This is a genomic window from Bordetella genomosp. 9 (genome assembly GCF_002261425.1).
Taxonomy (GTDB): Bacteria; Pseudomonadota; Gammaproteobacteria; order Burkholderiales; family Burkholderiaceae_B; genus Bordetella_C.
In genome coordinates, this window is the sequence record NZ_NEVJ01000003.1 from 936,905 (window position 1) to 956,648 (window position 19,744).

14 protein-coding genes are annotated in these 19,744 nt (G+C 67.7%); 5 read left to right on the forward strand and 9 right to left on the reverse strand.

Features of this window, described 5'->3' with window-relative positions:
• Positions 1–15 precede the first annotated feature (15 nt).
• The 3 genes from CAL26_RS15385 to CAL26_RS15395 all read right to left on the reverse strand — a co-directional run bounded on the left by CAL26_RS15385 (position 16) and on the right by CAL26_RS15395 (position 3,477).
• The gene (locus tag CAL26_RS15385) at positions 16–1,266 is read right to left on the reverse strand and encodes an ABC transporter substrate-binding protein (RefSeq protein WP_094847744.1); all 1,251 of its coding nucleotides are present in this window, start codon (positions 1,264–1,266) and stop codon (positions 16–18) included.
• A 245-nt stretch (positions 1,267–1,511) separates the two neighbouring features.
• Positions 1,512–2,327 carry a putative hydro-lyase gene (locus CAL26_RS15390; RefSeq protein ID WP_094847745.1) on the reverse strand — a complete coding sequence of 272 codons (816 nt, stop codon included), beginning with the start codon at positions 2,325–2,327 and terminating at the stop codon, positions 1,512–1,514.
• 163 nt (positions 2,328–2,490) lie between these two features.
• Positions 2,491–3,477, reverse strand: coding sequence for a LysR family transcriptional regulator (locus CAL26_RS15395; RefSeq protein WP_094847746.1), 987 nt, complete (start codon positions 3,475–3,477; stop codon positions 2,491–2,493).
• An 84-nt stretch (positions 3,478–3,561) separates the two neighbouring features.
• Here CAL26_RS15395 and CAL26_RS15400 point away from each other — a divergent pair, with 84 nt between their 5' ends.
• Entirely contained in the window at positions 3,562–4,554 is a 993-nt protein-coding gene (locus CAL26_RS15400; RefSeq protein WP_094847747.1) for a DMT family transporter, read from the forward strand.
• Positions 4,555–4,559: 5 nt separating this feature from the next.
• Here CAL26_RS15400 and CAL26_RS15405 read toward each other — a convergent pair whose 3' ends face one another.
• Positions 4,560–5,252 (reverse strand): ABC transporter ATP-binding protein, encoded by a 693-nt coding sequence (locus CAL26_RS15405; protein WP_179283373.1) that lies wholly within the window; start codon positions 5,250–5,252, stop codon positions 4,560–4,562.
• On the opposite strand from CAL26_RS15405, the gene CAL26_RS15410 reads away from it, so the two are divergent.
• Positions 5,251–5,910: an arylesterase gene (locus tag CAL26_RS15410; RefSeq protein ID WP_094849898.1), complete on the forward strand. Its 660-nt coding sequence runs from the start codon at positions 5,251–5,253 to the stop codon at positions 5,908–5,910. The genes CAL26_RS15405 and CAL26_RS15410 overlap by 2 nt on opposite strands.
• A gap of 73 nt (positions 5,911–5,983) precedes the next feature.
• Here the strand turns inward: CAL26_RS15410 and CAL26_RS15415 are convergent, their stop codons facing one another.
• Complete coding sequence (locus CAL26_RS15415; RefSeq protein WP_094847749.1) at positions 5,984–7,951, reverse strand: SurA N-terminal domain-containing protein; 1,968 nt, start codon at positions 7,949–7,951, stop codon at positions 5,984–5,986.
• A 199-nt stretch (positions 7,952–8,150) separates the two neighbouring features.
• Between CAL26_RS15415 and ugpQ the strand changes: the two genes are divergently transcribed.
• Entirely contained in the window at positions 8,151–8,900 is a 750-nt protein-coding gene (ugpQ, locus tag CAL26_RS15420; protein WP_094847750.1) for a glycerophosphodiester phosphodiesterase, read from the forward strand.
• A gap of 27 nt (positions 8,901–8,927) precedes the next feature.
• Positions 8,928–9,782, forward strand: a complete 855-nt coding sequence (locus CAL26_RS15425; protein WP_094847751.1) for a 23S rRNA (adenine(2030)-N(6))-methyltransferase RlmJ — start codon at positions 8,928–8,930, stop codon at positions 9,780–9,782.
• A 91-nt stretch (positions 9,783–9,873) separates the two neighbouring features.
• Here CAL26_RS15425 and adeC read toward each other — a convergent pair whose 3' ends face one another.
• Genes adeC through CAL26_RS15440 form a run of 3 tightly spaced genes read right to left on the reverse strand, consistent with a single transcriptional unit; the run spans position 9,874 to position 15,794 of the window.
• Positions 9,874–11,394: an AdeC/AdeK/OprM family multidrug efflux complex outer membrane factor gene (gene adeC, locus CAL26_RS15430; RefSeq protein WP_444876510.1), complete on the reverse strand. Its 1,521-nt coding sequence runs from the start codon at positions 11,392–11,394 to the stop codon at positions 9,874–9,876.
• The gene (locus CAL26_RS15435; protein ID WP_094847752.1) at positions 11,391–14,582 is read right to left on the reverse strand and encodes an efflux RND transporter permease subunit; all 3,192 of its coding nucleotides are present in this window, start codon (positions 14,580–14,582) and stop codon (positions 11,391–11,393) included. Before CAL26_RS15435 ends, adeC begins: the two co-directional genes overlap by 4 nt.
• A 21-nt stretch (positions 14,583–14,603) precedes the next feature.
• On the reverse strand, positions 14,604–15,794 hold the full coding sequence (locus tag CAL26_RS15440) for an efflux RND transporter periplasmic adaptor subunit (protein WP_094847753.1): 1,191 nt from the start codon (positions 15,792–15,794) through the stop codon (positions 14,604–14,606).
• 223 nt (positions 15,795–16,017) lie between these two features.
• Here CAL26_RS15440 and CAL26_RS15445 point away from each other — a divergent pair, with 223 nt between their 5' ends.
• A complete protein-coding gene (locus CAL26_RS15445) occupies positions 16,018–16,953 on the forward strand; it encodes a LysR family transcriptional regulator (protein ID WP_094849900.1) in 936 nt (311 codons plus the stop codon).
• 31 nt (positions 16,954–16,984) lie between these two features.
• Here the strand turns inward: CAL26_RS15445 and mdeB are convergent, their stop codons facing one another.
• Entirely contained in the window at positions 16,985–19,681 is a 2,697-nt protein-coding gene (gene mdeB / locus CAL26_RS15450) for an alpha-ketoglutarate dehydrogenase (protein ID WP_094849901.1), read from the reverse strand.
• Positions 19,682–19,744 lie beyond the last annotated feature (63 nt).

Consider the following 19,744-nt stretch of genomic DNA (forward strand, 5'->3'; position numbering starts at 1 on the left):
CAGCGTGCCGGCCGATTACTTCCAGGTGAAGGGAAGCGCGGGCAGCGACTTGTCGGCGTTGTAGTTGGCCGGCCACACGGTCTGGTAGCCCGGGCCCTTCATCTGCAGGATCAGGCCGGCGCCCTTGCTGTTCTGGCCCTTGTCGTCGAACTTGACGCCGGACCACGGCATGGCGATCTGGTTGCCGTTCAGGTCGGTGGCCGCCAGCGCCTTGCGGATGGCTTCCGGATCGGTGGAACCGGCGCGGTTGATGGCGTCCGCCAGCACCAGCACGCCCTGCATGGAACGCGCGTTGTTGCCGTTCAGCTCCTTGCCGGTCTTGGCCTTGTACAGCTCGTTGACCTTCTTCAGGATCGGCAGCGTCGAGGCGATGTCGTTGCTCCACACGTCGCGCGTCAGCACGCCCTGCACCTGGGACCCGACTTCCTGCACGAAGCGCGAATCGATGAAGCCCGCGTCGTTGGCCAGGAAGATGGGCGGCGCGTACTTGGCTTCACGCATGGTGCGCACGAACAGCATGGCGTCGGACGTGTAGCTGGCGAAGATCGCCACGTCCGGCTTGGCATTGGCCAGCTTCTGCACTTCGGACGTCACCGAGGCCGAACCCGCCGTGTAGGCGATGTTGGCGACGATGTCGCGCTTGTACTGCTTGGCGAACTTTTCCAGGGCCTTGTAGGTGTTGACGCCGAAGTCGGTGTTTTCATACACCACGGCGATACGCTTGGTCGGCTGGTCCTTGATGCCGTCCAGGAACTGCATCATGTTTTCGATGAAGGTATCGTCGGTCGGCGACGTGCGGAAGAACCACTTGTAGCCGCGATCGGTCAGGTCCGGGCTGCTGGACTCGCCGTTCAGGTAGGGAATGCCGGCCTGCTCGGCGACGCGGCTGGCGGTCTTGGTCACGGCGGACTGATAGGCGCCGGTCAGCGCCACCACCTTTTCCTGCTGGATCAGGCGTTGCGCGTCGGCCAGGCCGACTTCCGGCTTGCCTTGCGAATCGCCGAACACGACTTCGATCTTGGCGCCGCCCAGCTTGGGCAGGCCCGAGCCTTCCGCCAGGGGCAGGCCCTTGAGCTCGGGATGCGGGTTGTTGATGATGTCGACGGCCAGCTCGATGGCCGCCTTGATTTCCGCGCCGGTGGACGCCAGCGCGCCGCTGAGCGGATAGATCGCGCCGATGCGCACGGTCTTTTCCTGCGCGGCGGCGGGCTGCCCGAACGTCAGCGCGAGACACGCGGCGGCGCTCGCGATCAGCTTGAATTTCATTGTTTGCTCCTGAGGATCTGACAACTTCAAAAAAGGGGAAACTGCCGACAGCAAGCTTATCCGCTGCGTCGCCGCAAAACCGCCCGAACAAACCCTGACAGAATCGGTAACGAGTGCCGGGATGGCGGGACGTTCGCGGGATCGAACGGTGTGCGGGCTCGCGCCACGCGGGTGGCGTAGCGCCAGGCGCACATTTTCAAAAAAAGGTTGCGGCGCGCGGGGCGATGGCCGTCACGCGTGTGCGATCACAAGGCCGCGACGCGGCTGTTGATGAGGTCGGTCACCAGCATATGGCCGGGGGCATGGGTGATGCAGAACTCCGGCTTGACCGCGGCCACGACCGACTGCGGCGTCACGCCGCAAGCCCAGAACACCGGCACCTCGCCCGGCCGTATATCCACGGCATCGCCATAATCGGGCTTGTCGATGTCGGCGATGCCGATGGCGGCCGGGTCGCCGAAATGCACGGGCGCGCCATGCACGGACGGGAAGCGCGAGGTGACCTGGATGGCGCGGATGGCGTCGGCCGGCTTGAGCGGACGCATCGACACCACCAGCGGACCCGAGAAACGGCCGGCGGCGGCCGTCGGCACATTGGTGCGGTACATGGGCACGTTGCGGCCCTGTTCGATGTGGCGCACCGGCAACCCATTGTCCAGCATGGCTTCCTCGAACGAGAAGGAGCAGCCGATCAGGAAGGACACCAGGTCGTCGCGCCAGACGTGGCGCACGTCCAGCGGCTCTTCGACCAGCACGCCGTCCTTCCAGACGCGGTAGCGCGGGATATCGGTGCGGATGTCGATGTCGACGCCCAGCTCCGGCAAGGACGGATCGCCCGGCTCGGAAACCGCCAGGATGGGGCACGGCTTGGGATTGCGCAGGCAGAAGCGCAGGAATTCGTCGGCCAGGGCCTTGGGCAGGATGGCCAGGTTGGCCTGGACATGGCCGGGCGCCACGTTGGCGGTCGGGCTCGTCATCGCGCCGGAGCGCGCGTCCAGCCTGGCCTGATAAGGCGCCGACGGCGCGGCGGCGCCGGATTGCTGCGGAAGAGCGGACATCATCGATTCCCCGTGTGAATCATGCGTTTTTATCTGATGGCGCATTGCACCGTACCGCCCGTTTCACTGTCCAATCACATGTTCCGATGAACCGCGATCACAATTTCTTATCACGGGGCGCCGAAGCCCTGTTTTTACGGGGAAAAACGCTTCCAACGCCCTTGCGTCACTTGGCGGCCTTGGCGGCCCGACGCCGGGTAATCCCTAGGCCCGGCACGGGTAGCGGCGCCGGGTCCAGGGTGAGCGAGCCGCCACCCGCGCGCGCGGCATCCTCGCGCGCGATGTACTGGGCGGCCTGCGCCACGGTCCGGGCGACGTGGCTGTCGGGGCCCTGCATCCAACAGGCGGTGTAATTCAGCGGCGGCAGTTCGGGGGCCTGCACGTCCAGGATCTGCAGCAGCCCCTGTGCCAGCTCGCGGCCCAGGATGACCGGGGCGATGACGGCGGTGCCGATGCCGTCCAGCGTCATGCGCACGATGACGCTCAGCGCGGAACTGCCGTACATGCGAGGGGACTGGACGCCGCCTTCGATGAGGATGCGCCGCACCGCCCGGTGGGGGTCGGTGTTCGAGGTGTAGGTGATCACCGGCCAGCGGCCCAGGCGCTTGAGCGAGATCGGCGGACGCCCCAGTTTCAGCTGCGGGCTGGCAATCCATGCCAGCGGATAGCGGCACAGATGGATGTTTTCGACGCGGGGTTCGTCCATGGGGCCCAGCAGGAAGGCCAGGTCGATCTGGTGCGACGACAATTGCGTGCGCAAGGCGGTGCTGGTGTCGACCTGGATTTCGACCATCAGGGCCGGATAGGCCTCGTGCATGTATTCCATCAGGCTGGGCAGCCAGGTATGCACGATGCTTTCCGAGACGCCCAGGCGCAGCGTGCCGCTCATCACGTTCTGCGCCGCCGCCGCGCGCTGCATGTCGGCCCGCATCTGCAGCATGCGTTCCGCGTGCGAGAGCAGTTCATAGCCCTTGGCGGTCAGCGTGATGCCGCGCGAGTCGCGTTCGAACAGGCGCACGCCCAGGCCCGATTCGAGCGACGCGATGCGCTGCGAAATCGCCGGCTGGGTGGCGTTCAGCTTTTCCGCGGCGGCGCGGAAACCGCCCAGGCGGGCGACCCAGAAGAAGGTTTCTATGTTGCGCAGGTCGATCATGAACGGCGGACGGGGCGTGCCATCAGGAAAATTGATCGCCGTGAGCGTATCATGGCGGCGCCCAGCAAGAGGAGGATGGAGGCTATGTCGTCACGGGTGCAAGACGCCCATCGCCCGGGCCCGGATGCGCGCCCGCGGGCGGGCGTGGCGGCGCCGCTGCCCGCGTCCTCGCACCCCGTGCTGGGCATCGCGCTGCTGCTGCTTTCCATGTGCGTCCTGTCCACCCTGGACGCCAGCGGCAAATGGGTCATGGCCGCGGGCGTGCCCATGCTGCTCCTGTCGTGGGTCCGCTACGCCGCCCACCTGGTGGTGGCGCTGGGGCTGATCGTGCCCGTCCGCGGATGGCGCATCCTGGCCAGCCGCCGCCCGCGCGAACAGATGCTGCGCGGCGGCGCCATGCTCTGCGCCACCCTGTTCTTCTTCACGTCCCTGAGCCACCTGCCGCAGGCCGAGGCGACCGCCATCAATTTCCTGGCGCCCCTGATCGTGCTCCTGCTGGCGCCCTGGGTGCTGCGCGAACCGCCGCGCCTGTCGCGCTGGGCGGCGGCCGGCGTCGCCTTCCTGGGCGTGATCATCGTGATCCGGCCGGGAGGCGGACTCGATCCCGCCGGCACCATGTTCGGCCTGGCCGGCGCGCTCTGCTTTTCGGTGCAATACATCGCCAGCCGCCGCGTCGCCGCCGACGACCCGCTGACCTCGATCATCTGGAGCGGCGGCGTGGGTACGGTGGTGCTGTCCTTCGCCCTGCCCTACGCCATACCGGCCGGACTGCCCGCCTTGCGCGAACTGGATCCGCTGCACTGGTTCGTGCTCGCGTCCACCGGCCTCACGGGCTGCGTGGGACACCTGCTGCAGATCGCCGCGTACCGGAAGGCCGCGGCATCGACGCTGGCGCCGTTCTCCTATCTGCAGATCGTCAGTTCCACCGCGACGGGCTGGCTGATCTGGGGCCAGTTTCCCGATGCGCTGACCTGGCTGGGCATCGCCATCATCTGCGGCAGCGGCATCACGATAGGCGTGCTCGAGTGGCGTCGCGCGCAAAGGCGCGCGACAGGCCCGGCGGCATCGAAGGGATAAGGCCGTCAGGCGTCCCGCACGGCGGGCGCCTGCACGACCTTGCCGGCCGCCAGCACCAGTTGATGTTCGCAGCGGGCCGCCAGGCCCGGATCGTGGGTGACCAGCACCAGCGTGGCGCCGTGTTCGCGGTGCAATTCGAAGATCAGGTCGATGACGCGTTCGCCGGTGGCCGCATCCAGGCTGCCGGTGGGCTCGTCCGCGAACAGCAGGTCGGGCTGCACCACGAAGGCGCGCGCCAGCGATACCCGCTGCTGTTCCCCGCCGGACAGCGTCCGCGGATAGTGATGCAGGCGATCGCCCAGGCCGACGCGCTCCAGCATGGCGCGCGCCGCCTCGCGCGCCGGCTGGCCCGCCAGCTCCAGCGGCAGCATGACGTTTTCCAACGCCGTCAGGTTCGGCAGCAGCTGGAAGGACTGGAATACGAAGCCCACATGATTGGCCCGCAGCCGCGCGCGGCCGTCCTCATCCAGGGCGAACAGGTCGCGCCCGGCCAGCGTGACCGATCCGCTGCTGGGAACATCCAGGCCGGCCAGCAGTCCCAACAGGGTCGACTTGCCCGAACCGGAGCTGCCCGTGATCGCCAGGGCCGTGCCGGCCGGTACCGTAAATTCGATACCATCCAGTATCGCGAGCGTGCCGCCCGCGTCGGCGACCTGCTTGCCCAGTCCCCGCACCTCTATCGCGTTACCCGTATCCATGCGCCCGCTCATCCGTTTGTTGTTCGCGACCATCCTGACACTGCTGGCGGCCTATGCCCACGCTCAGACCGCCGCAACCCCCGCCGGTTCCAGGACCGGCGCCAACGAGCATAAGACCATACTCGTGGTGGGTGACAGTCTATCCGCCGAGTATGGCATCGCGCGGGGCACCGGTTGGGTGCCCCTGCTGGGACGCCGCCTGGCCCAGGAATACCCCGGCTGGTCGGTGGCCAATGCCAGCATCAGCGGCGATACCACCAGCGGCGGCCTGACGCGCCTGCCCGCCTTGCTGAAGCAGCACCATCCGGCGATCGTGATCCTGGAACTGGGCTCCAACGACGCCCTGCGCGGCCTGCCGCTGGCGATGACCGAGCAGAACCTGACGGCGATGGCGCAACAGGCCCGGCAGGCGGGCGCGAAGGTGTTGCTGGTGGGCATGCAGATACCGCCCAACTACGGCCGCGCCTATGCGGATCAGTTCCGCGATCTGTTCGTCAAGGTGGCGAAGGCGGAAAACGCCGGCTTGGTGCCCTTCCTGATGGATGGTATCGCCACCGATCGCGAGATGTTCCAGCCGGACGGGATACACCCCAACGAACAAGGGCAGCCCCGCCTGCTGGAGAACGTATGGGGTGGGCTGGAACCGATGTTGAAGTAATCGGGATTGCCGTCGGGACGGCGATCCCGACGATGGTCGGGGCGGCGGGCCTGGATCCCGCCGCGCCCGGCGATCAGCCCGTCTGCTGCTCGGTGTCGCCGCCCTGCAGGACGCGCTGCGCTTCCGGCGCGATTTCCACCTTGTACTGCTGGCGCAGCATTTTCAGCACGGCTTCGTTCTCGGCCTGGCCCCAGGCGCCCGACAGCTGCTGCTTCAGGCTGGCCAGGGCGTCCGCGTCGGTCTTGCCGGGCTCCACCTTGTCGATGCGCGCGACCACGTAGTCGTCGCCATCGCGCGCGCCAGCGTAGGACGGCAGCGGCGTGGCCGGAGCGCGCATGACGGCGTCCAGCACCGGCCGCGCCATGTTCTGCGTATTCTGCCGCGACACATCCACCGCGTTGCCGAAGCCATCGGCGGGCGCCGCGGGATTCTTGCGCAGGGCTTCCAGCGCCTGCTGGCCCGCCTTGGCGGCGGCGTCCGCGGCACGCGTTTCGATCAGGCGCTGGCGGATCTTGTCCTTCAACTGATCCAGCGGAGGCACGTGGGCCGGCGTGTTGGCGGCCACGCGGACCACCACCATGGTGTCGGAGGAAAGCTCGATCACGCCCGAGTTCTGCTTGTCGCGCAGGACTTCGGGGCTGAACAGCGCCTGGCGCACGCGCGGGTTGTCCAGCAGGGCCGAATCGGGGCTGGCCGAAGCCGCGCCCGGGCCCGCCTGGTCCTGCGGCAGCAGGCCGGTGCGGGTGATGCCGCCGGCCTGGCGGATCTTCAGGCCCAGCGCGTCGGCGGCGGGCTGCAGGCTGTCGCGCTGGTCATAGACCAGGGACGTCAGCTTGGTCGCCATATCCGAAAAGCGCGATGCGGCGACCTGCTTGCGGATTTCCTCGGTGATCTGGTCGCGGACTTCCGCCAGCGGCTTGGTCTGCGCCGGCTGCAGGTCGGTCAGCTGCACGACGTGCAGGCCGAACGGGCTCTCGATCACGCCGGACACCTGCCCCTTCTGCAAGCCGTCGATGGCTTTCTGCAGCGAGGGCGTGAGCATGCCCGGGCCGATCCAGCCCAGGTCGCCGCCCTTGCTGGCGGAGCCGGCGTCCTCGGAATTCTTTTTGGCCAGATCGGCGAACGCGCCCGGATTGGCGGCGGCCTGCCTGGCGATCTCGTCGGCCTTGGCGCGAGCGGCCTTGCGCTGCGCGTCGCTCGCGTCCGCCGTCAGCTTGATCATGATGTGGCTGGCACGGCGGCGTTCGGGCTGGCCGAAGCGGCTCTTGTTCTGCTCGTAGTACTTGGCGACGTCGTCGTCGCTGACCTTGATGCCGGCGCTGGCGGCGGCTTCATCCAGCACCACGTACTGGGCCTGGACCTGGTCCGGCACCTGGTACTGCTGCTTGTTGTCGTCGTACCACTTCTGTATGTCGGCGTCGCTGACCTGGACCTGGCCCTTGTAGTCGGCGGCGGCGAAGCGGCGCGTGGCCACGTGGCGGGTCTCGGTCAAGGCATGGTCGATGGATGCGGCCACTTCGGCCGGCAGCCGGGCCGACTGCGCGATCGGATCCAGCACGCGTCCCACGGCCAGGTCGCGGCGCAGCCCGGCTTCGAAAGCGGCGGGCGTCAGGCCTTGCGCGGCCAGCGCGGCGCGGTAGCGTTCCGGGGAAAACTTGCCGTTGTCCTGCACGGCGGGATTCGACGCGATCGTATTGCGCAGGGTTTCGTCCGATACGGAGAACCGGTTGTCGGCGGCCGCGGCGGCCAGCAGGCGCTGGTTGATCAGCTGATCCAGCAGCCGTTCACGCATGGCCGGCGTGTCGAACAGCGCGGGGTCGAACTGCGCACCCATCATCTGCCGGTACTGGTCCAGCTGGTCGCGCCGGGCCTGGTCGTACTCGCGTTGGGTGATGGGCTTGCCGTTCACCGTCGCCATCTTGGGCTCTTCGGACATGAAGCTGCTGTAGCTTTGCACGCCGAAGAAGGCGAAGGTCGGAACGATCAGGATCAGCAGGATGAACTGCATCCAACGCTGATGGTTGCGGATGAAATCGAACATGTGGTCCCTGTAGCGGCGGACGTGTGAAAACGCATGTGAAAGCACATGCCCGGCGCAAAAAAAAAGCGAACCGGATTCGCCTCGCTTTCTTGACGGTTAGTACCGGATCAGCGCGCTGGAGTTTAACACTTCCGGCAGGCGTGATCCGCTGCGGTATCCTTGGCGCATTGCGCCGACGAATCGCACAGGAACCGCTGTCATGGATACTCCCCTTCCCGCCTGGCCCTATCCCCGCCTGATCGCCCACCGCGGGGGCGGCAAACTGGCGCCCGAAAACACCATGGCCGCCATGCGCGCCGGCGCCGGGCACGGCTACCGCATGTTCGAATACGACGTGAAGCTCAGCAAGGACAATGCGCTGATCCTGCTGCACGACGACGACGTCGACCGCACCACCGACGGACACGGCCCGGCCGCCGGCATGACCTACGCCGAACTGGCCGCGCTGGATGCCGGCGCCTGGCATTCCCCCGCCTACGCCGGGGCGCGCATCCCCAAACTGGAGGAAGTCGCCCGCTACACCATCGAACAGGGCATCGCCAGCAACGTCGAAATCAAGCCCTGTCCGGGCCGCGACAGTGAAACGGGCACCGCCGTGGCGCTGGCCGCCCGCGAACTCTGGCGCGAGGCTGCCGTGCCCCCGCTGCTGTCGTCGTTTTCCGAGGTGGCCCTGGCCGCCGCGCACGTGGCGGCGCCGCAACTGCCGCGCGGGCTGCTGGTGGAGCAGATTCCCATGGACTGGCGCGACCGCCTGGTGCAGCACGATTGCATCGCCTTGAACGTCAACCAGAAGGACGTCACACCGGACCTGGTCGAGATGGTGCACGCGGCGGGATACCGGCTCACGGCCTGGACCGTCAACGATCCGGCCCGCGCCCGCCAGTTGCTGGACTGGGGCGTGGACGGCATCTTTACCGACGAACTGGCGGCCATCCGGCCGGATGCCTGAACGGCACGCCAGCCCGGAGCCCCCGCCTTGTTCAGCTACCGCCACGCCTTCCACGCCGGCAACCATGCCGACGTGCTCAAACACGCCATCCTGATCCACGTGCTGGACTACCTGGGGCAGAAAGATGCGCCCTATTGGGTGATCGACACCCATGCCGGCGCCGGCCTGTACCGGCTGGACAGCGATTGGGCCAACAAGAACGCCGAATTCGCCGACGGTGTCGGCCGCCTGTGGGAAGCGGCCGATGCGCCGCCCCTGGTGGCCCGCTACCTGGAGCGCGTCCGCGACTACAACCGCGACGGCAGGCTGCGCCACTACCCCGGCTCGCCATGGCTGGCGCTGGACGCGCTGCGCGAGCACGACCGCCTGCGCCTGTTCGAGGCCCATCCGACCGAAGCCGAGGTGCTGGTCGCCAACCTGGAAAAACAAGGCGGCCTGGCCCTGCGCCAGACCACCATCTACGACACCGACGGCTTCGAAGGCATGAAGGCCCTGCTGCCGCCCCCGCCGCGGCGGGGACTGGTGGTGATCGACCCTTCCTACGAAGACAAGCAGGACTATCGGCGGGTCGCGCTGGCCCTGAAGGAAGGCTTGAAGCGTTTCGCCACCGGCGTATATGCCGTGTGGTATCCGCAGGTGCAGCGGCGGGAATCGCTGGAGCTGCCGCGCCAGTTGGAGAAGGCCGGCAAGCGCTGGCTGCACGTGTCGCTGTCGGTCAGGAAGCCGGCCGCGGACGGTTTCGGCCTGCATGGCAGCGGCATGTTCCTGGTGAACCCGCCCTGGACGCTGGCCGCCCAGCTGAAAGAGGCGATGCCCTGGCTGACGGAACGGCTGGCGCAGGACGAGCGGGCGCGCTACACGCTGGACAGCGCGGAAGGCTGAGGGCCGACCTTGCGTGCCGGCGCCCTTGGCCAGGGCGCCAGCGCGTTCCGCCGGCCCTTTCCGCCGGCCCCGCCAGCCCCGTGCGCCGCACTTATTGGACCACCGTCCCCGGCGCCTGGCCCGCCTGCGCCGGCGCCTGCTGCGCCTGGACGGTGTGCTCCGTCCAGCCGCCGCCCAGCACCCGATACAGGTCCACCAGATTGGTCAGGCGCGACAGGCGCGTCTGCACCAGGACCTGCTGCGAGTCGTACAGCGAGCGCTGCGAGTCCAGCACGTTCAGGTAGCTGTCCACGCCCTGCCGAAAACGCTGCTGCGACAGGTCGTAGGCGCGCTGGTTGGCCTGCACCAGCAACTGCTGAGCGCGGATCTGGTCGTCGATCGTGCCGCGTCCGGCCAGCGCATCGGCCACGTCGCGAAACGCCGACTGGATGGCGCGTTCGTAGTTGGCGATCTCGATGCGCTTCTGCACCTTGGCCAGATCCAGGTTGGCCTGCAGCGAACCGCCCGCGAAGATCGGCACCGCGATCTGCGGCGCGAAGCTCCATACGCCCTGCCCGCCGTCGAACAGGCGTCCCAGGCTGGCGCTGGCCGTGCCCGCGCTGGCCGTCAGCGAGATGGTCGGGAAGAAGGCCGCGCGCGCCGCGCCGATATTGGCGTTGGCGGCCTCCAGCTGATGCTCGGCGGCCCGGATATCCGGACGGCGCTCGAGCAGTTCGGAAGGCAGGCCGGCCGGCAAGGCGGTGGGCATCATGTCATCGTTCAGGGCCGCCGGCGTTTCCAGCCTGGTCCGCACGTCCTGGGGCAGCGGATTGCCCAGCAGCAGCACCAGCGCATTCATGTCCTGCGCGACCTGGCGTTCGAACTGGGCCTGGTTGCGCTCGGCCGTGCGCACCGATACCTCGGCCTGGCTCAGGTCCAGCGCGGTGGCGATGTCGTTGTCGAAGCTCTGCTTGGTCAGGTCATAGGAATCGCGCTGGCTCTTCAAGGTGTCGCGCGTCAACTGCAGCAATTCCTGGTCGCTGCGCAAGGTCAGGTAGGCGGTGGCCACTTCCGAAACCAGCGACAGCTGCGTGGCTGTGCGCGTCTCGTCCTGCGCCAGGTACAGCTGCAGCGCCTGCTCGTTCAGGCTGCGGATGCGCCCGAACAGGTCCAGCTCCCAGGACGAAATACTGGCGCCCACCTGATAGGTGCGGCTGGTCACCGCGCTGCCGCTGCGCGACAGATCGGCCGGCGTACGCTGCGCGGTTTCCTGCGCGCCCACCGCCACCGTCGGCAGCAGTTCCGAACGCTGGATGCGGTACTGCGCCCGCGCGGCCTCGACGTTGAGCGCGGCCACGCGCAGGTCGCGGTTGTTCTCCAGCGACAGCGTGATCAGCTGCTGCAGCAGCGGGTCCGTGAAGAACTCGCGCCAGCCGACGTCGGCCGTGGCGACGCCGCCCGCGGGCACGGCCGCCTGGTTGGCCGAGCGGTACGCCGGACCGCTGGGATACGCGGCGTCGATGGGCGCCGCGGGACGCTCGTAGTCCGGCATCAGGGTGCAGCCCGCCAGCGCCGCCACGAAGGCGGCCGAGAGGGAAAAGCGCAACGTCGTTCTCATGCTCGTGGTCGTCATTCGGCGTTTCCCCCTTCCGGGACGGACGGAGCCGAACGGTGTTTCGGATCGTTGGGATCGTGCGGATCGCCGCGCTCGGCATGCCGCTTGACCTTGAACAGGCGCAGCATCGCGACGAAGAAGGTCGGCACGAAGAAGATGGCCAGGAAGGTCGCCGTCAGCATGCCGCCGATCACGCCCGTGCCGATGGCGTTCTGGCTGCCCGAACCCGCGCCGCTGGAGATGGCCAGCGGCACGACCCCCAGGATGAAGGCCATCGAGGTCATCAGGATGGGCCGCAGGCGCTGCCGCGCCGCGTGGATCGCCGCTTCGGTCAGGCTGGCGCCGGACTCGTAGTGCTCCTTGGCGAATTCCACGATAAGGATGGCGTTCTTCGCCGCCAGCCCCACCGTGGTCAGCAGACCCACCTGGAAGTAGACGTCATTGGACAATCCGCGCAACAGCGTGGCCGCCAGGGCGCCGATGATCCCCAGCGGGACCACCATCATCACCGCCGTGGGTATCGACCAGCTTTCGTACAGGGCGGCCAGGCACAGGAACACCACAATCAGCGAGATCGCGTACAGCGCGGGCGCCTGCGAGCCGGACAGCCGCTCTTCGTACGACAGGCCGGTCCACTCGTAGCCGATGCCGGGCGGCATGGTGGCGGCCAGGCGTTCCATTTCCGCCATCGCTTCGCCGGTGCTGTGGCCGGGCGCCGGCTGGCCCAGGATTTCATAGGCTGGCACGCCGTTGTAGCGGTTCAGCTTCTGCGGACCGTAGCTCCATTCGGCCGACGCGAAGGCCGAGAACGGCACCATGTCGCCCTGCGCGTTGCGCACGTACCACTTGTTCAGGTCGTCGGGCAGCATGCGCGAACTGGGCACGCCTTGCACGTACACCTTCTTGACGCGGCCGCGGTCGATGAAATCGTTGACGTAGGTCGAGCCCCAGGCCGTGGTCAGGACGCTGTTCAGGTCCTGGATGGAAACCCCCAGCACCCGCGCCTTTTCGCGGTCTATGTTCAAGCGGTATTGCGGCGCGTCTTCCACGCTGTTGGGCCGCACGCCGGCCAGGATGGGACTCTTGGCGGCGTCGCCGAGCAGCTTGTTGCGGGCGTTCAGCAGCGCGTCGTGGCCCAGGCCCGCGCGGTCCAGCAGCATGAAGTCGAAGCCGGTGGCGTTGCCCAGTTCCAGCACGGCCGGCGGCGCGAAGGCGGCCACCTGCGCGTCGCGGATGTTCTTGGCGAAATACCCCGAGGCGCGCGCCGCCAGCGCGCCGATCTTCTGGCGCGCCTCCGACCGGTCGCCCCAGTCCTTCAGCTTCACGAACATCATGCCGGCGTTCTGGCCACGGCCGCCGAAGTTGAAGCCGTTGATGGCGAACACCGACGCCACCGTGTCCTTCTCGTTTTCGAGCAGGTACTTGGTGGCCTGGTCGATGACCACCTGCGTGCGTTCGGCGGTGGCGCCCGAGGGCGTGGCGACCTGCACGAACAGGATGCCCTGGTCCTCGTCAGGCAGGAAGGACGTCGGGATGCGCATGAACAGGAACACCATGCCGGCCACGATCAGCGCGTAGATCAGCATCAGGCGCGGCGTGCGGTTCAGCACGCGCGCGACGGTGTTGGCGTAGCCATGGCTGCCGCGATTGAAGGCACGGTTGAACCAGCCGAAGAAGCCGGTCTTGGCTTCGTGATGGTCTTTCTCGATGGGCTTGAGCAGCGTGGCGCACAGCGCCGGCGTGAAGACCAGCGCGACCAGCACCGACAGCGCCATCGACGACACGATGGTGATGGAGAACTGCCGGTAGATCACCCCGGTGGACCCGCCGAAGAAGGCCATCGGAATGAACACGGCGGCCAGCACCATGGCAATGCCCACCAGCGCGCCCGTGATCTGATCCATGGACTTGCGCGTGGCCTGGCGCGGCGTCAGCCCTTCTTCGGCCATCACGCGCTCGACGTTTTCCACCACCACGATGGCGTCGTCCACCAGCAGGCCGATGGCCAGCACCATGCCGAACATCGTCAGCGTATTGATGGAATAGCCGAATGCCGCCAGCACGCCGAAGGTGCCCAGCAGCACGACCGGCACCGCCAATGTCGGAATCAGCGTGGCGCGCAGGTTCTGCAGGAACAGGTACATGACCAGGAACACCAGCACGATGGCTTCGCCCAGGGTCTTGAATACGTCCTCGATGGACAATTCGACAAAGGGCGTGGTGTCGTACGGGTAGACCACCTCCATGCCCGGCGGGAAGAAGGGCTTGAGCCCGTCGATGGTGTGGCGGATCGCCTCGGCGGTGTCCAGGGCATTGGCGCCGCTGGCCAGCTTGATCGCCAGGCCGGCCGCCGGCTTGCCGTTGTACTGGCTGTCGATGGTGTAGCTCTGCGCGCCCAGCGCGACGCTGCCGACATCGCGCAGGCGCACCTGCGAGCCGTCCGGATTGACCTTGATCAGGATGTTGGCGAACTGATCCGCCGTCTGCAGCCGGCTGGGCCCGATGATGGTCGCGGTCAGGTCCTGGCCGCGCACCGCCGGCAGGCCACCCAGTTGCCCGGTCGACACCTGCACGTTCTGCGTGGAGATCGCATTGACCACGTCGATGGTGGTCAGGTTGTAGTTCAGCAGCTTGGCGGGATCCAGCCAGATGCGCATGGCGTACTGCGCGCCGAAGAGCTGGAAGTCGCCCACGCCGGAGGTACGGCTGATGGGATCCTGGATGTAGGACGCCACGTAGTCGGACAGGTCGGCGCGCGACATGCTGCCGTCGGTCGAGATGAAGCCCGCCACCATCAGGAAGTTCTTGGTCGCCTTGGTGACCCGGATGCCCTGCTGCTGCACTTCCTGCGGCAGCAGGGGCTGCGCCAGCGACAGCTTGTTCTGCACCTGCACCTGGGCGGTGTCGGGGTTGGTGCCCTGGCCGAAGGTCAGCGTGATGGTCACGCTGCCGTCGGCGGCGCTTTCCGAACTCAGGTATTCCAGGTTGTCCAGGCCGTTCATCTGCTGTTCGATGACCTGCACCACCGTGTCCTGCACCGTCTGCGCCGAGGCGCCCGGGTAGTTCACCTGGATGCTGATGGACGGCGGCGCGATCGCGGGATACTGGGATATCGGCAGATTCAGGATGGACAGCGCGCCCGCCAGCATCATGACGATGGCGATCACCCAGGCGAAAACCGGCCTTTCGATAAAAAACTTAGCCATGCTCGAAACTCCTTGCCGGTCTTACTGGGCCGGCGCGGCCGGGGCCGGCGCCGGGGAAGCCGGCTGCGCGCTGACCTCGTGCGGGGCCACTTCCATGCCCGGGCGTATGGTTTGCAGGCCTTCGACCACCACCTTGTCGCCGGGCTTCAGGCCGCTGGTCACCAGCCAATTGGCGCCGATGGCGCGGTCGGTGACCAGGTCGCGCGTCTGGATCTTGTTCTGGGCGTCGACGACATAGGCGATGGGCGCGCCGCGCTGGTTGCGAGAAACGCCGCGCTGCGGCACCAGCAGGCCTTCGGTGGCCACGCCGTCGACCAGCTTGGCGCGGACGAACATGCCCGGCAGCAGCCGATGTTCGGGATTGGGGAACACCGCCCGCAGCGTGACCGAGCCCGTGCTCTGGTCCACCGTCACTTCGGAAAACTGCAGCTTGCCGTCATGGTTGTACTGCGTGCCGTCTTCCAGCGTCAGGCCGACCTGGGCGGCCTGCTCGCCGGCGGCGCGCTTGATCTCGCCCTTGGCCAATTGGTCCTGCAGGCGCAGCAGCTGCACGCTGGACTGCACGACGTCGACGTAGATGGGGTCGATCTGCTGGATGGAGGCCAGCGCAGTGGTCTGGTTGGCCGTCACCAGCGCCCCTTCCGTGACGGTGGAGCGGCCGATGATGCCTTCGATGGGCGACAGCACCTTGGTGTAGACCAGGTTGATGCGCGCGGTGTCGACGGCGGCCTTGGCGGACAGCACGTCGGCCTTGGCCTGGTCGCGCGTTGCCACGGCGTCGTCGTAGGTCTGGCGGCTGATGGCGCGCGTTTCCGTCAACGGCTTGTAGCGCTCCGCCAGCAGCGTGGCGGTCTTGACCTGGGCTTCGGCGCGCGCCAGCGCGGCGCGCTGGCTGTCCAGCGTGGCCTGGTACAGGGCAGGATCGATCTGGTACAGCTGCTGGCCGGCCTTGACCGTGCCGCCTTCCGTGAACAGGCGCTTGAGGACGATGCCGTTCACCTGCGGACGCACTTCCGCTACCCGGAATGCCGATGTGCGGCCAGGCAGTTCCGTGGTCAGCGACACGGGCTGCGCCTGCACGGTCACCACGCCGACGGTGGGCTTGGCCGCGGCTGGGGCCGCGTTGTCCTTCTTGCCGCAAGCAGCCAGCGTGAGCGCAAGCACGCCAGCGGCGGTCGCCGCGGCCGCGCGCGCGGCAGTCTTCTTATTCATAAGATGCATTTCCTGATTCCTGCTGGAGGCGGCTGGCAAACGCCCGCCGTCGTCACTATCACGGCAATGCGGTCGGTGGCGCGCCGCGCCCGCGTTGCTGCATTGCAAAAGCCCAGATTTTGCACTATTCCATCCGCGTAACAAAGACCGGGGCCACGAAAACATAGTTCCACTGGTGAGACAATCGGTGGAAAATTACGCCATGACAAAACGCCTGCAAACCATGGAGCTCTTCGTCGAAGTCGCGCGCGCGAAAAGCTTCAGCCGCGCCGCCCTGGTCCTCGGCATCCCCAAGTCCACCCTGTCCCGCCAGGTGGCGGAACTGGAGCGGTCGCTGGGCGTGCAGCTGCTCAGCCGCACGACGCGCAAGGTCGAATTGACCGATGCGGGGTCGCGCTACTTCGAACGCTGCCAGCACATCGTTGCCGAAGCGCAGATCGCCGACGAGGAAATCCAGGGCCTGGCCAGTACGCCGGCCGGGCCGTTGCGCGTCAACATGCCGGTGGACTTCGGCACCGACTTCCTGGCCGAATCGCTGATGGCATTCTCGCGCCGCTATCCCGACGTCACCTTCCACCTGGACATGGCGGCCCCCGAGCACGCGGGCAAGGTCTTCCTGTCCTGCGACGTGGCCATCGAGATCGGCGAGCGGCAAACGTCCACCCATATCGCGCGGCTGCTCGGATCGATATCGGTCTACCTGTACGCGTCGCCGGAGTACCTGGCCAGCCGCGGCGTACCGAAGCAGCCCGACGATCTGACGATACATGAGTGCATGGAGTTCCGCGCGACCTTGGGCGCGCGGGTGACTCCGTGGCCGCTGCACAGGAACGGCGAACGTGTCGAATTCCATCCGGGAAAGCGCTTCTCGCTGAACAGCGCCAGCATGCTACGGCGGCTGGCGACGCTGGGCGCGGGCATCGCGGTGCTGAGCGACGTCAGCGCGTCGCAGGAAGTGGCGGCCGGCCGGCTGCAGCGTGTGCTGCCGGACTGGGAGGTAGGGCCCTTTCCCGTATACGCGGTGACGGAAACCCGCTTGCTGCCCGTCAAGACCCGCATATTCGTCGAGTTCCTGACCGAGCGGCTGCAGCACCAGTGGTCACGCCAGGGTAAGGGTAGCGCAGCGCCCTTGCACGCCATCGGGGTTGAAACCGACTGAAATAGCTGATGCGGCCCTACTTATTGCAGGGTTAATGCTCCCAGGGCGGCATGGCGCGGTAGTCGCTGACGAGCCCTGCGCGCAGGGCGGCCGCGTCATCGTCCCGTCCCAGCAGCACCAGCGCGCTCAACACCTGCCAATCCGCGCCGACTTCGAAGAAATCGCGCAGGCGCGCCCGGGTGTCGCTGCGCCCGAAGCCATCCGTGCCCAGCGTGCGGTAAGGCGCGCCCACCCACGGCCGTATCTGTTCCGGGACATTCCGCACGTAATCGCTCGCGGCCAGCGTCGGCAGCGGCGAGGCCCGCCATTGCGATTCGATCCAGGACGGCGCCGTGTCCTGGCCCAGCAGGCGCGCGCGCTCCACGGTGCGCGCGTCGCGCGCCAGTTCGGAAAAGCTCGTCACGCTCCAGACCTCGGCTTCGATGCCGTGGTCTGCACGCAGGCGTCGGGCGGCGGTCACCGCCTCGGCCACGAGGGCGCCCGCGGCCAGCAGGCGGATGGCCGGCTCGCCATCGGCCGGCCGCAGGCGGTACATGCCGCGCAGGATGCCGTCGCGCACGTCGGCGCCATCCGGCATGTCCGGCTGCGGCAGGTTCTCGTTGGTGACGGTCAGGTAATAGAACTCGTCGCGCTGTTCGCGCAGCATGCGTTGCAGGCCGGCTTCGACGATCACCGCGACCTCGTAGGCGAAGGCGGGATCGTAGGCGCGGCAGTTGGGAATGGTCGCCGCCACGATATGGCTGCTGCCGTCCTGGTGCTGCAGGCCTTCGCCGCCCAGGGTGGTGCGGCCCGACGTGGCGCCGACCAGGAAGCCGCGCGTGCGCTGGTCCGCCGCCGCCCAGATCAGGTCGCCGACGCGCTGGAAACCGAACATCGAGTAGTAGATGTAGAACGGCAACATGGGGAGGCCGTTGACCGAATAGCTCGTCCCCGCCGCGATCCACGACGACAGCGCGCCGGCTTCGGTGATGCCTTCTTCCAGGATCTGGCCGTCGTGCGCCTCGCGGTAATGCAGTACCGAGCCGATGTCCTCGGGTTCGTAGAGCTGGCCTTGCGAGGAGTAGATCCCGATCTGGCGGAACAGGTTGGCCATGCCGAAGGTGCGGGCCTCGTCGGCCACGATGGGGACGATGCGCGGACCGATGTCGGCGTCCTTCAGCAAGGCCGTCAGCATGCGCACGATGGCCATCGTGCTCGACATTTCCTTGCCGCGCGGCGCCAGCGCGAAGGCGGCCCAGGCGTCGGCCGGCGGCGTGGGCAGCGACGGCGCGATCGAACGGCGGCGCGGCACGCAGCCGCCCAGCTCGGCGCGGCGCGCATGCAGATAGCGCATCTCGGCGCTTTCCGGATCGGGGCGATAGAAGGACAGCGCCGCGCAATCGGTGTCGCTGATCGGCAATGCGAAACGGTCCCGGAAAGCCAGCAGCGCTTCCACGTCCAGCTTCTTTTGCTGGTGCGTGGTCATCCTGCCCTGCCCCGCCTCGCCCATGCCGTAGCCCTTCTTGGTCTGCGCCAGGATCACGGTGGGTTGGCCGGCATGCCGGACCGCGCGGTGATAGGCGGCGTGGATCTTGGCGATGTCGTGGCCGCCGCGGCGCAGCCTGTCGATGGCCTCGTCCGACCAATCGGCCACCAGGGCCGCCAGCTCGGGATCGCGGTCGAAGAAGTGGCGGCGGTTGTAGGCGCCATCCTTGGCGGCAAAGGTCTGGAACTGGCCGTCCACGGTATGGGAAAACGCGCGCGCCAGCGCGCCCGTGGTATCGCGGGCCAGCAGCGGATCCCAGTCGCCGCCCCAGAGCAGCTTGATGACGTTCCAGCCGGCACCGGCGTACAGCGTTTCCAGTTCGTCGATGATGCGTCCGTTGCCGCGCACGGGCCCGTCCAGGCGCTGCAGGTTGCAGTTGACGACGAACACCAGGTTGTCCAGGCGCTCGCGCGCGGCCAGGGTCAGCGCGGCGACCGATTCGGGCTCGTCCATTTCGCCATCGCCGAAGATGCCCCAGACCTTGCGATCCGAAGGCGCGGCCAGCCCGCGGTGCTCCAGGTAGCGCATGAAGCGCGCCTGGTAGATGGCGTTGATGGGGCCGATGCCCATGGAGCCGGTGGGAAATTGCCAGAAGTCCGGCATCAGCCAGGGATGCGGATAGGAAGACAGGCCGCGCAGCCCGTGCTCCGCCGCCGTGATCTCGCGGCGGAAGTGCGCCAGGTCCGGCTCGCCCAGGAAGCCTTCCAGGAACGCGCGCGCATAGACCCCGGGGGCGGAATGCGGCTGCATGTACACCAGGTCGCCGCCGTGGCCGTCCGTGGGCGCGCGCCAGAAATGGTTGAAGCCCACCTCGAACAGATCCGCGGCCGATGCGTAGCTGGCGATGTGCCCGCCCAGTTCCCCATGCGCCTGGTTGGCGCGCACCACCATGGCCAGCGCGTTCCAGCGGTTGATGGAGGCGATGCGCTCTTCGATGCGCAGGTCGCCGGGAAACGGCGGCTCCTGGTCCGCGGGGATGGTGTTCAGGTAGGCCGAGGCGACCGGGCCGTGGCCCCGCACGCCGAGCCGGGCGGCATGCGCCAGCAGTTGTTCGAGCACGAAGGCGGCGCGATCGGGGCCTTCCGCCACGACCAGCGCGGCCAGCGCGTCGCGCCATTCGCCGGTTTCCACGGGATCGCTGTCCAGCGGAATGCGGGCGCCGCCCGCGGCGCCGCCTGCCGCGCTTCGCGCCCACTGCGCCATATCGGTATCGAACATGCCGGTCTCCTTGCCACGCCATCGGGTGATGTAAGACTGAATTACCCG

What these genes read in the sequence shown, in the direction of transcription:
- mdeB (WP_094849901.1), bottom strand. Translation starts at nt 19,681, where the DNA reads ATGGCGCAGTGGGCGCGAAGCGCGGCAGGCGGCGCCGCGGGCGGCGCC.
- CAL26_RS15385 (WP_094847744.1), bottom strand. Translation starts at nt 1,266, where the DNA reads ATGAAATTCAAGCTGATCGCGAGCGCCGCCGCGTGTCTCGCGCTGACG.
- CAL26_RS15395 (WP_094847746.1), bottom strand. Translation starts at nt 3,477, where the DNA reads ATGATCGACCTGCGCAACATAGAAACCTTCTTCTGGGTCGCCCGCCTG.
- CAL26_RS15400 (WP_094847747.1), top strand. Translation starts at nt 3,562, where the DNA reads ATGTCGTCACGGGTGCAAGACGCCCATCGCCCGGGCCCGGATGCGCGC.
- CAL26_RS15405 (WP_179283373.1), bottom strand. Translation starts at nt 5,252, where the DNA reads ATGGATACGGGTAACGCGATAGAGGTGCGGGGACTGGGCAAGCAGGTC.
- CAL26_RS15445 (WP_094849900.1), top strand. Translation starts at nt 16,018, where the DNA reads ATGGAGCTCTTCGTCGAAGTCGCGCGCGCGAAAAGCTTCAGCCGCGCC.
- CAL26_RS15435 (WP_094847752.1), bottom strand. Translation starts at nt 14,582, where the DNA reads ATGGCTAAGTTTTTTATCGAAAGGCCGGTTTTCGCCTGGGTGATCGCC.
- CAL26_RS15440 (WP_094847753.1), bottom strand. Translation starts at nt 15,794, where the DNA reads ATGAATAAGAAGACTGCCGCGCGCGCGGCCGCGGCGACCGCCGCTGGC.
- CAL26_RS15390 (WP_094847745.1), bottom strand. Translation starts at nt 2,327, where the DNA reads ATGATGTCCGCTCTTCCGCAGCAATCCGGCGCCGCCGCGCCGTCGGCG.
- CAL26_RS15415 (WP_094847749.1), bottom strand. Translation starts at nt 7,951, where the DNA reads ATGTTCGATTTCATCCGCAACCATCAGCGTTGGATGCAGTTCATCCTG.
- adeC (WP_444876510.1), bottom strand. Translation starts at nt 11,394, where the DNA reads ATGACGACCACGAGCATGAGAACGACGTTGCGCTTTTCCCTCTCGGCC.
- CAL26_RS15410 (WP_094849898.1), top strand. Translation starts at nt 5,251, where the DNA reads ATGCGCCCGCTCATCCGTTTGTTGTTCGCGACCATCCTGACACTGCTG.
- ugpQ (WP_094847750.1), top strand. Translation starts at nt 8,151, where the DNA reads ATGGATACTCCCCTTCCCGCCTGGCCCTATCCCCGCCTGATCGCCCAC.